The sequence below is a fragment of the Streptomyces capoamus genome (genome assembly GCF_014654935.1).
Lineage (GTDB): Bacteria > Actinomycetota > Actinomycetes > Streptomycetales > Streptomycetaceae > Streptomyces > Streptomyces capoamus.
Window position 1 is genome coordinate 218,523 of record NZ_BNBF01000014.1, and the last position, 10,373, is coordinate 228,895.

Here is a 10,373-nt window from a genome sequence, read left to right on the forward strand (position 1 = left end):
CAATCTCTGTGCGTGATGCGCGGTGGGGCGGGGGCGGCGAGGGGCTCCGGGTCAGTCGTCGACGGCGCCGAAGCGCTCGCCGACCCAGTCGTCGTCGTAGACCGTGTCGAGGTAGCGCTCGCCGAGGTCCGGACTGATGGCGACCACCGAGGCGCCCTCGGGCAGGTCGCGGTGGCGGCTCTCGACCGCGGCGAGCACCGAACCGGTGGAGCCGCCGGCGAGGATGCCCCGCCCGGTCGCGAGCCGCCGGCACATGCGCACCGCCTCGGCCTCGGGCACCATGACGACCTCGTCCACGAGTCCGTCGCGGAAGATCTCCGGGCGCCGGCTCGTGCCCAGGCCCGGGATGTGCCGGCGGGCCGGGGGGAAGCCGAAGGTGACCGAACCGGCCGTGTCGACCGCGACGATGCGGGTGCCGGGCGAGTGCTCGCGGAAGTACTCGGCGCAGCCCCTGAGCGTGCCGGTGGTGCCCGCGCCGACGAAGAGGACGTCGACCTCGCCCTCCTTGAGCAGCGCGGGGGCGGTACGCCGGTAATGCGCCTGCGGGTTGGCCTCGTTGGCGTACTGGTTGGGCCACACCAGGCCGGGGTCCTCGCGCAGCCGGGCGTGGATGTGGTCGATGCGGGACTGCAGGAAGCCGCCGTTGGCGTCGCGGCGGTCGACGATGACGACCTCGGCGCCGTAGGCGCGCATCAGACGCACGCTGGTGGCCGCGGTGTTGGGGTCCGCGACGCAGGTGAACCGGTAGCCGCGGGCCGCGCAGACCGAGCTGAGCGCGATGCCGAGGTTGCCGGAGGACGACTCGATGACCCGGCCGCCGGGCCGGAGCACGCCCCGGCGCTCCAGGTCCTCCAACAGGCCTACGGCCGCCTTGAGTTTGATGGAGCCCGCGAGGTTGAGGCCTTCGATCTTGAGTGTGAGGTCGACGCCGGGGATGAAACCGCTCAGGTCGAGGAAAAGGTCGTCGAGGACCAGGTCGTACGCATGGCGATAGATCATCGAGCACCTTCGGAAACGGGTTGAGCGTGACGGAGGTGGTACGCGTGGTGCGGTGCGCGGCGACGGCACGCCGACGGCGTCCCGGGCACGGGAAGGGCACGGGCGGGCCGGTGAGCCGGGCGGGGTGCCGCGGGACGGGGCGCGGACGTGGTCAGGGGTGCGGCGGCGGGTTCGCCCGCCCCGTCCGGCAGGAGTCGGGAGGGCGTGGCCCCGCGATGTCAGGGAACGGCCGGGAAGGCCGGGGGACGCGGCCTCAGCCGCGGGAAGCGCCCGGCCCGCCGGTGCATCGTCCGGCGCGACAGCGCGGGAGGCGTGCCCGGGCGCGCGGACACGGAGTGGTCGGACACGGGGTGGTCGGACACGGGACGGTCAGGGCGTCGGCCGAGGGGCCGGCCCCGGGTGGCGCGGCGAGTCGCCGGGCCGCGCCGGGCCGGCCGGTGCACCGCGCCTGGCGGTGCGGGAGCCGCCGGCCGCGGTCACCGCCACGGGCGTCCGCCCGTCCGGGCGGCAGGGCGTCGACGGGCGCTAAGTGGTCGTCCGTCTGCTCGCGGACCGGGGCCACCGACGGGCCGGAACGGCTCTCCCTCGGCGCGACGAGCGCACGCGTGACGTACACGCCTTTCCCCTTCCCCCGTGGCCGGCATGGTGTTGCCCGTGTGTCACGGACCGCCGTGGTGACGGCGGTGCGTGATCTTGCGGTAACTCTAACTCGCGCTCTGTGACGCGTCTATGACAGCGAGATGAAACCCTCGGCCGGCTCGGCCGGAGTGTCCGGACCGCGCGCGGGGCCCCTCGCACGGGCTCACGCCGGGCCGGTGCGGGCCCGGCGGAAGCGCTCCAGCCCCTCCGACAGCTCCACCACCGGGTCGGGGTAGTCCAGCGCGGCCCGGTCGAAGCCCTGCAGCCTCCAGGGCTCGTGCACCGTCGGTGCCGCGAGGTCCCGCAGTTCGGGCACCCAACGGTGCACGTAGGCGCCGTCGGGGTCGTACTTCTTCGCCTGCGTGACCGGGTTGAGGACGCGGTTGGGGCGGGTGTCGGTACCGGTGCCGGCCACCCACTGCCAGTTCAGCTGGTTGTTGGCCACGTCCCCGTCGACGAGCCAGTGCAGGAAGTGCGCGGCGCCGATCCGCCAGTCCACGTAGAGCGTCTTGCTCAGGAAGCTCGCGGCCAGCAGCCTGGCACGGTTGTGCATCCAGCCCTCGTGGCGCAGTTGCCGCATCGCCGCGTCGATCACCGGGTAGCCGGTGCGGCCCTGGCGCCAGGCCTCGATGTCCTCCCGCGCCGAGTCCTCGGTGCGCCAGTGGTCGTGCCGGGTGCGGTAGTCGGTGTGCGCCGCGTCGGGGCGGGCGGCGAGGACCTGGCGGTGGAAGTCGCGCCAGGCCAGCTGCCGGACCAGCGCCTCGGCGCCGGCGCCGCCCCGGCGGCGGGCCAGGTGGACGAGTTCCACCGGGGACAGGGTGCCGAAGTGCAGGTGTGCGGAGAGCTTCGAGGTGGCGTCCGCGGCCAGGTCGTCGCGGACCTCGTCGTAGGCGTCGAGTCCGCCGCGCCAGTAGGCGGTCACCCTGCGGCGGCCCTCGCTCTCCCCGCCGGCCGGCAGCGCGGGCGAGACACCGGGGACGGCACCGCGGGCGGGCAGCGGCTCGCCGCGGACGTGGTCGGGGACGTGGACGCGGCGCGGGGCACCGGTGGCCGGGCGCAGCCGGACCTGCGTCCAGCGCCTGAGGTACGGCGTGAAGACGGCGAAATGGTCCGAGCCGGCGGGCGTCACCTCACCGGGCGGTACGACCACGGTGACCGCGTCGTGCACGTACAGGCGGCGCCCGTCGGACTCCAGCGCCCGCCGCAGCCGCTCCTCGCGCCGGGTGGCGAAGCGGCTGTGCGCCGCCGACAGGTGGACCTCGTCGGCGTCCGCCTCGCGGGCCGCGCGGCACACCTCCTCCACCAGCTCGCCGGAGCGCACCACGAGCCGCCCGCCGCGCTCGCGCAGCCCGGCGTCGAGGTCGGCGAGGCAGTCGGCGAGGAACGCGTTGCGGTTGGGCGTGGCGAACCCGGCCGCGGCGACGGCCGGGTCCCGCACGAAGAGCGGCACGACCGCGTCGGCGGACGTCAGGGCCGCGCGCAGCGGCGGGTGGTCGTACAGACGCAGGTCGGAGGTGAAGAGCACGAGCGAGACACGCATCGCTGTCAGCCTCCCTGCCGGGTCGCGGTGCCGGCGCGCCGCGCGCGTTCGGCGGTGCGGACGATGTTGCGGGCCATGCCGCCGAAGACCACGGCGTGGAAGGGCGACACGCTCCACCAGTACAGCTGGCCGAGCAGTCCGTGCGGATGGAACAGGGCCCGCTGCCGGTAGCGGGCACCGCCGGCCCCGTCCGCGTCGACGTGCAGCTCCAGCCAGGCCAGGCCGGGCAGCCGCATCTCGGCGCGCAGCCGCAGCAGCCGCCCGCGCTCGATCTCCTCCACCCGCCAGAAGTCCAGCGAGTCCCCCACTCGCAGCCGCCGGGCGTCCCGGCGGCCCCGGCGCAGGCCCACCCCGCCGGCGAGGCGGTCGAGCCGGCCGCGCACCGCCCACGCCAGCGGGAAGGAGTACCAGCCGTTCTCGCCCCCGATGCCCTCGACCACGTCCCACAGCGCGTCGGGCGCCACCTCGGCGTGGCGTTCGCGCACGTCGGTGTAGAGGCTGCCGCCCGCCCAGTCGGGGTCCGTGGGCAGCGGGTCGCTGGGCGCCCCCGGTACGGAGGCGGAGGACCAGCGGGTGGCGACCCGCGCGTCCCGCACGCGCTCCAGCGCGAGGGCGACGGCGCGGTCGAAGCCGATCGGGTGGCCGGGCGGACTGGGCACGTAACCCTCGATGTCCCGCTCCCGGCACACCACCTCGTGGCGCAGCGACTCGGTGAGCGGACGGGCGAGGGCGGCCGGCACGGGGGTCACCAGGCCGACCCACTGACTGGACAGGCCGGGTGTGAGCACGGGCACGGGGAGGATCAGCCGCCGGGGCAGTCCGGCGACGGCGGCGTAGCGCCGCATCATCTCGACGTACGTGAGCACCTCGGGGCCCCCGATGTCGAAGGTCCGGCTGACCTCGGCCGGCAGCGCGGCGCAGCCGACCAGGACGCGCAGCACGTCCCGTACGGCGACGGGCTGGATGCGGGTGCGCACCCAGCGCGGGGTGACCATCACCGGCAGCCGCTCGGTGAGGTAGCGCAGCATCTCGAAGCTCGCGGATCCGGAGCCGATGATGACGGCGGCCCGCAGCACGGCCGTCGGCACGCCCGAGCCGAGGAGGATGCGTCCCACCTCGGCGCGGGAGCGCAGGTGCGGGGAGAGTTCCCGCTCGGGCACGCCGGCCGGGGTCAGCCCGCCCAGGTAGACCAGCCGGCCGACGCCGGCCCCGCGGGCCTGCTCGCCGAACACGCGGGCCGCCCGCCGGTCGGTCCGTTCGAAGTCGCGGCCGGTACCGAGCGCGTGCACCAGGTAGTAGGCGACGTCGACGCCCCGCATCGCCGCCGCCACCGAGGCGGCGTCGGTGACGTCGCCGCGCACGATCTCCACCTGTTCCGCCCACGGCTGGTCGCGCAGCTTCCGGGGCGTGCGCACCAGACAGCGCACCCGGTGTCCGGCGTCCAGCAGTTCCGGCACCAGCCGGCCGCCGATGTAGCCGCTGGCGCCGGTCACCAGACAGAGCCTCGCATCCCGCACGTGTACCGCCGCCTCCGTGGTCGTCGCTCCGGGGTGCTCCCCCGGTACCCACTACGGTGCCGCCCGCCCTGCCGGATGCACCGGGTGCGCGCGGCAACCGGGTGATGCCCGGCACGGCCGGGGACGCGCGCAGGGCCCGGCCGTCGTCGGCCGGGCCCTGTGCCGGGGCGTGCGGTGGTGTCAGATCACCATCGGTACCAGCGGCTGCGGCCGCCGCCGGAGGTGGTGGAGCGCATGACGAAGCCCAGGAGCCACAGCACCAGGACGGCCACGGCGATCCACCAGAGGATCTTGAGGGCGAAGCCGGCCCCGAACAGGACCAGGGCCAGCAGCAGGACGAGAAGCAGGGGAACCATGTGTATCAACCTCCTGACGGCCGTCTGCCCTGCGAAGTGAGGCGTACGCCCCCCGGTGGCTTGTTCATGAAGGGAGGGCCGGGGCACCAGCCGTCAATGCACGCTCGTCCCGGTGGCGTCGCCCTCCTGGCGGTCGGGGGTTCCCGCGCGGCTCGCCGGGGCGGTCAGGTGCTCCAGTACGTTCGTCAGCCGCAGCATGCGCTCCAGTACGTCGGGCCGGTGGTCCAGGTGCAGCGTGGCGCCCACGGCGGCGGCCCGGCGGTGGAGGGTGAGCAGGGCGGTCAGACCCGTGGAGTCGATCCACGTCAGGCCGCGGAAGTCCAGACGCAGGTCGCTCAGCCCGGCCTCGGCCGTCAGGTGGCGGGTGACCATGTCGGTCAGGCCGTCGCTGGTGTCGTAGTCCAGCTCGCCGGCCACCCGCACGGTGAGCGTGCCGGCCGTGCGGTAGACCGTGACGGTGAATTCGGTGGGATGCAGGTTGGTCATACGGGGAGGTGGGGGCCGGGGACAGGACGGGTGGGGCGGGTGGGGCGGTCGACGACGGCGGTACGGCCCTCGCGCAGGAGCACGAGGGCGCGGGGGAACTCGCGGAGCTGCTCGGCCAGGATGTCGAGGCCGAGCGCCACGGAACGGGCGGGCACGTGCCGTGCTTCGAGGATCCGGGCGGTCCAGGTCAGGAACGCGGTGAAGACCTCCGGATCGTCGACGTAGAGGGCGGTGGCCAGGAAGTCGACGATGTGGGCGATGTCCTGCGCGGCGTGCTCGCGCTGGGCATCGTCGTAGCCGCGCATGGCCGGGAAGCGGGTTTCGAGGTCGACCAGGGTCTGCTTGACGAGCATGGCCCGGGACTGGACGACCATCGTGTACTCCTGGTCGGCCAGGTGCGGCAGGTCGTCCGCCACCTGCCGGATCGCCGCCGGGCCGGGCCGGGCGAGGCCCGCCTCGAGCACCGCGGCCGCGCCGCGCGCGTCGGCCGCCCAGCGGTCGGCGCCGAGCGCCCGGGCGTGCCGGCCGTCCGTGCCGAAGGCCCGGCCGCCCGCCAGGACCGGGACGCCTATGGCCTGGCAGGCGGTCACGGCGGCGTGGGCGGTCGGCAGGCGGGTGGCGACCGACGCGGACAGCAGGACGGCGTCGGGGTTGGTGAGGTGCAGGTGGGCGACCAGGTGAGCGGTGGGCATGCGGGCGCCGAGGTAGTCGACCTGCCAGCCGCGCAGCCGGAGCACCTCGGCGACGAGCCGGGCGGGGAAGGCGTGCCATTCGCCGTCGACGCAGCCGACCGTCACCCGGCCGCGGCGGGCGGGGTGGCGCCCGGGCGCCGCGGCGCGGTGGGCGAGGGTGGCGACCACCCGCTCGTTGATGGCGGTCGTGGCGTGCTCCTGCGCCACGGTGATGCGGCCGGCGGCCCACTCGTCCCCGGCCTTGCGCTGCACGGGTGCGATCACCTCCAGCAGCAGCGCCTCCTCGTCCGCACCGTCAACCGCCGCCTTGCGGAGGAGGTCGACGGCCGCGTACTCGTCGCCGCCGGCCACTGCCTGCCACAGCCGGTCGGCCAGCTCGGCCGCCGCGGTGGGGTGTCTCACGTGCTCCTCCTGTTGCTCACGCCCGCCCGTCCGTTGAGCACGGTCAGCGGACCGCTCCGCGGGACGCTGATGGCCACGGCGGCCATGTCGTCGTGGCGGCCCGCGCCCAGCCACTGGGCGGCGAGCATCTGCACCCGCTCCACGACCGCCTCCGCCGGGAGGCCCGCGCACTCCGCCAGCGCCCGGCGCAGGCGCTGTTCGCCGAAGAACTCGTCGCCGAGCGGCCCGCCGCGCGCCTCGGTGATGCCGTCGGTGTAGAGCAGGCACGTCTCTCCGGGCCCCAGCACCGTCCGGACCGTGTGCGCGGTGACGGCGGGCAGCGCGCCGACCAGTGTCCCGTGGGAGGGTACGTCCTCCACCGTGCCGTCGGCGCGGACGATCAGCGGCGGCAGGTGGCCGGCGCTGGTCAGCCGGAGCTGGGCCCGGCTGCCGCGGCGGCGCACGGAGGCGAGGACCAGGGTGACGAAGCGGGCGTGCCGGGAGCTGAGGAGCGCGCCGTTGAGCAGGTCGAGGACCCGCTGGTGGTCGTCGGTCAGCGGCAGCAGCGCGTGGAGCGTGTTGCGGATCTTGCCGGTGAGCACGGCCGCGTCCAGCCCCTTGCCGGCGACGTCGCCGAGGACGACGAGGGTGTCCTGCGAGGGGTCGGAGCCGGGATGGACGTCGTAGAAGTCCCCGCCGACCCGCTCGTGGTCCTTGGCCGCCCGGTAGCCGCCGGCGTACTCCACCCCGTGCACGCTGGTGAGCGCCGGGGGCAGCAGTTCGCGCATCAGCGTGGCGGTGACGGTGGCCTGTTCGCTGTAGAGGCGGGCGGCGGACAGGGCGGCGCCGGCGCGGGCGGCGAAGAGCCGGGCGAAGACCTCCTCGCCCTCCGAGAAGGACTGCTCGGTGCTGGACCGCAGGAGGATCAGGGCACCGGCGGGCACGCCGTGGCCGGGGAGCGGGGCGACGATCACGGAGCCGACCGGGCCGGCGAAGCCGTCCGGGGTGACCCAGTCGGGGATGTCGTCGGGGTTTATCCACCGGGCCGGCACGGGCGGGAAGCCCTGCAGGGCCTCGGTCAGGCCCGGTACGCCCGAGACGTCGACCATCTGTACGACCTGGCTGACGGGCCCGCCCCGGACCGCGTACGTGAGGGACTGGCGCCAGCCCTTCGCCGGGCCGACGAGCACCGCCGCGTCGGCGAGGTGCTCCGCGGCCATGGAGGCGGTCACCTCCATGCAGCGCGGCACGTTCAGGGTGGACAGCAGGGTGCTGGAGACGTGCGAGAGGATCTCGGTGCGCGTCTGCGCGTCGGTGAGCGCGGCTTCGGCCAGGCGGCGGTCGGTGTCGTCGACCAGCCACCACACCACGCCGCCGTCGCCGGCCGCCGTGGGGTGCGCCTCGAAGTGGCGCTCCCTGATGGGTCCGCTCAGCGGTGCGGCGTCCGCAGGGCGCGGGCCGTCGGTGATGCGCCGGTGGGCGTCGCAGAGCCAGGACGGGACGTGCTCGTGCAGCCAGTCGCCGCTGACGGCACCCGGAAGGAGTATCCGGGCGGCCCCGTTGACGTCGACGAGGCCACCGTGGCGGTCGACGACGAGAACGGGACAGGGGGCCTCAGTCCAGGTGGCGCCGACCGTGTGGCCGGCATCGGGGGGACGGGCGGAGGTACCGGGGGAAGAAGACACAAGCGGAGGCACGCACGTGCGCACCCCACCACCTTCCTGCCATGGGGAAATAGATGTCTTACGGCAACAGTCCCGCACCGGCACCCACCGTTGCAACCCGCCCGGGAAAACCACACCGCACCATCACATCACGTCCGACCGCAGGCAAAGGCACCCGATCCGCGCATGACGGCGGCGTTCCCGGGAAGGCGAGCGGCAGTCGTGGCCGGGGAACGACCGGGCGCCGGGGGGTGGGAGCATCCGCGTCATGGAGGAACCGGACGGTCGTACGGCCCGCTGGTGGGCGGCGCTGCGCCGGACGCCGGTGGCCGTCTGGAACGACGACGTCACCGACTGGGCCGCCGCGCTGACGTACTACGCGGTCCTGGCCCTGTTCCCGGTCCTGCTGGTGATCCTCTCGATCGTGGGGCTGACCGTCCCGACGGCCAAACCGGAGGTCATCGACCGCATGTCCCAGGCGGCCCCGCTCGCCTCCCGCGCCCTGCTGCGCGGCACCCTGCGGGAGATGGCCGGGCAGCCGTCGACGGCGTGGACGCTGATCTTCCTGGCGGGATCGGGCGCGCTGTGGTCGGGCTCCAGCTACCTGAGCGTGTTCCGCCGGGCGCTGCACGCCATGCACCGGATCAGCGCGGACCGGCCGGTCTGGCGCACCGCTCCGCGGATCATCGCCACCGCCCTCGTCCTGATCTCGCTGCTCCTCACGACGGTCCTGGCCCTGTTCCTCACCGGGAGCCTGCTCCGGCGCCTCGGCCGGGCGCTGGACCTGGGCACCGGGCCCCAGGTCGCCTGGGACGCGCTGCGCTGGCCGCTCGTGGCCGTGGTCGCCGTGACCTTGGTGCTGGTGCTCTACCGTTCCGGGCCCGCGCCCTCCCGCCCCGTGCGCAGGATGGCGCCGGGCGGCGCCCTGGCGGTACTGCTCCTGCTGGCCGTCTCCCTCGGGTTCGCCGTCTACACCGCGCACGTCACGACGTACCACCGGCTGTACGGTTCACTGGCGGGTGTGGTGGTCTTCCTGGTCTGGCTGTGGCTGTCCAACCTGGCCCTCCTCGTCGGCGCCCAGTTCAACGCGGAGCTGGCGAGGACCGTCCGGGGGGAGGGAGCCGATCGAGCCGCACCCGCCGCGCGACGCCCGTAGCCGCCGCCCGCACCGCGAACGGGCCACCCAGGCGTACCTGCCGGTGCGGCCGGGTGGTCCCGCACCGCACACGCTGCTTGCCTTCCGGCCCCTCGGGTACAGCGAGAGATTATGGGTTGTCCGCAGGACCCGGATCTTACGGAAAGTGATGTGTTCGTGACTCTTCCCGGCGGCGCCGACGACCGCGCTGAGGGCTCGGGTGACGAGTCGAGCGCCGGCGCGCGTGAGATCGCCGATGCCGTGGAGTGTCTTGCGAACCTGTGGTCCCTCGCCGCCCAGGAGGCGGCCGTACGGCTGTCCCTCCACCAGTTGCGGGCGCTCAGAACCCTGGAGGCGGCACCGGAGCTGAACCTCACCGGGCTGGCGGAACGCCTGGACATAGGGCTCCCCACCGCCAGCCGGCTGTGCGACCGGCTGGAGGCGGCCGGGATGCTGGAGCGCGCTCTGCACCCTCGCAACCGCCGCGAGGTGCAGCTGCGGCTCACCGGCCAGGGACGCCGGGTGCTGGGAGACGTGGCCCGCCGGCGCACCCAGGCCCTCGCCGGCGTGCTGGCCCACATGGCGCCCCCGGAGCGCGCGGCGCTGGTCCGCGGCATGAAGGCCTTCCTCAGGGCGCAGGGCGAGGCGCCGCCCCGGCCGCCGCAGACGCCGTAGGACCGGCGCCGGGACCCGGCCCGTCAGGGCGTCTCGGCGGGGCGGCCGTGCCAGTCGATGCAGACGACGGCGGCGTCCGCGAGCAGACCCTCGTGGCCGACGTGTTCGAGCAGCCCGGCGACGATCGAACGCGCCGTCTCGTACGGCGGTGTGTGCCGGGTCGCGCTCAGGACCTGCCGCAGCACGCTCTCGCCGAACACCTCCCCGGTGGCCGAGCGGGTGCCGTGGACGCCGGTGCTGATGGCGACCAGGCGGTCGCCCGCCTCCACGTGGAACGCCTGCTCCTCGT

At 74.7% G+C, this 10,373-nt stretch carries 10 protein-coding genes; 2 read left to right on the forward strand and 8 right to left on the reverse strand.

Annotated elements, in window-relative coordinates; translation table 11 throughout:
- Window positions 1-51: 51 nt before the first annotated feature.
- The 7 genes from sbnA to IE312_RS22610 all read right to left on the reverse strand — a co-directional run bounded on the left by sbnA (window position 52) and on the right by IE312_RS22610 (window position 8,295).
- Complete coding sequence (sbnA, locus tag IE312_RS22580) at window positions 52-999, reverse strand: 2,3-diaminopropionate biosynthesis protein SbnA (RefSeq protein ID WP_189984166.1); 948 nt, start codon at window positions 997-999, stop codon at window positions 52-54.
- Between the two features lie 802 nt (window positions 1,000-1,801).
- On the reverse strand, window positions 1,802-3,178 hold the full coding sequence (locus tag IE312_RS22585; RefSeq protein ID WP_189984167.1) for a cryptochrome/photolyase family protein: 1,377 nt from the start codon (window positions 3,176-3,178) through the stop codon (window positions 1,802-1,804).
- A gap of 5 nt (window positions 3,179-3,183) precedes the next feature.
- Complete coding sequence (locus IE312_RS22590; protein WP_229900292.1) at window positions 3,184-4,695, reverse strand: SDR family oxidoreductase; 1,512 nt, start codon at window positions 4,693-4,695, stop codon at window positions 3,184-3,186.
- Between the two features lie 185 nt (window positions 4,696-4,880).
- Window positions 4,881-5,051 carry a hydrophobic protein gene (locus tag IE312_RS22595; RefSeq protein ID WP_189984169.1) on the reverse strand — a complete coding sequence of 57 codons (171 nt, stop codon included), beginning with the start codon at window positions 5,049-5,051 and terminating at the stop codon, window positions 4,881-4,883.
- Between the two features lie 93 nt (window positions 5,052-5,144).
- Window positions 5,145-5,537: an STAS domain-containing protein gene (locus IE312_RS22600; RefSeq protein WP_189984170.1), complete on the reverse strand. Its 393-nt coding sequence runs from the start codon at window positions 5,535-5,537 to the stop codon at window positions 5,145-5,147.
- A complete protein-coding gene (locus IE312_RS22605) occupies window positions 5,534-6,631 on the reverse strand; it encodes a cobalamin B12-binding domain-containing protein (protein WP_189984171.1) in 1,098 nt (365 codons plus the stop codon). Before IE312_RS22605 ends, IE312_RS22600 begins: the two co-directional genes overlap by 4 nt.
- Window positions 6,628-8,295, reverse strand: a complete 1,668-nt coding sequence (locus IE312_RS22610) for a PP2C family protein-serine/threonine phosphatase (RefSeq protein WP_229900293.1) — start codon at window positions 8,293-8,295, stop codon at window positions 6,628-6,630. Before IE312_RS22610 ends, IE312_RS22605 begins: the two co-directional genes overlap by 4 nt.
- Window positions 8,296-8,542: 247 nt before the next feature.
- On the opposite strand from IE312_RS22610, the gene IE312_RS22615 reads away from it, so the two are divergent.
- Complete coding sequence (locus IE312_RS22615; RefSeq protein ID WP_189984173.1) at window positions 8,543-9,430, forward strand: YihY/virulence factor BrkB family protein; 888 nt, start codon at window positions 8,543-8,545, stop codon at window positions 9,428-9,430.
- 111 nt (window positions 9,431-9,541) lie between these two features.
- A complete protein-coding gene (locus tag IE312_RS22620; RefSeq protein ID WP_189984174.1) occupies window positions 9,542-10,084 on the forward strand; it encodes a MarR family winged helix-turn-helix transcriptional regulator in 543 nt (180 codons plus the stop codon).
- 23 nt (window positions 10,085-10,107) lie between these two features.
- Here the strand turns inward: IE312_RS22620 and IE312_RS41375 are convergent.
- On the reverse strand, window positions 10,108-10,373 hold a 266-nt coding region (locus tag IE312_RS41375; RefSeq protein ID WP_229900295.1), incomplete at its 5' end, for a SpoIIE family protein phosphatase.

Excerpts from the sequence above, each read along its gene's own strand:
- IE312_RS22615 (WP_189984173.1), top strand. The coding sequence starts at position 8,543 with ATGGAGGAACCGGACGGTCGTACGGCCCGCTGGTGGGCGGCGCTGCGC.
- IE312_RS22600 (WP_189984170.1), bottom strand. The coding sequence starts at position 5,537 with ATGACCAACCTGCATCCCACCGAATTCACCGTCACGGTCTACCGCACG.
- IE312_RS22585 (WP_189984167.1), bottom strand. The coding sequence starts at position 3,178 with ATGCGTGTCTCGCTCGTGCTCTTCACCTCCGACCTGCGTCTGTACGAC.
- sbnA (WP_189984166.1), bottom strand. The coding sequence starts at position 999 with ATGATCTATCGCCATGCGTACGACCTGGTCCTCGACGACCTTTTCCTC.
- IE312_RS22620 (WP_189984174.1), top strand. The coding sequence starts at position 9,542 with ATGGGTTGTCCGCAGGACCCGGATCTTACGGAAAGTGATGTGTTCGTG.
- IE312_RS22595 (WP_189984169.1), bottom strand. The coding sequence starts at position 5,051 with ATGGTTCCCCTGCTTCTCGTCCTGCTGCTGGCCCTGGTCCTGTTCGGG.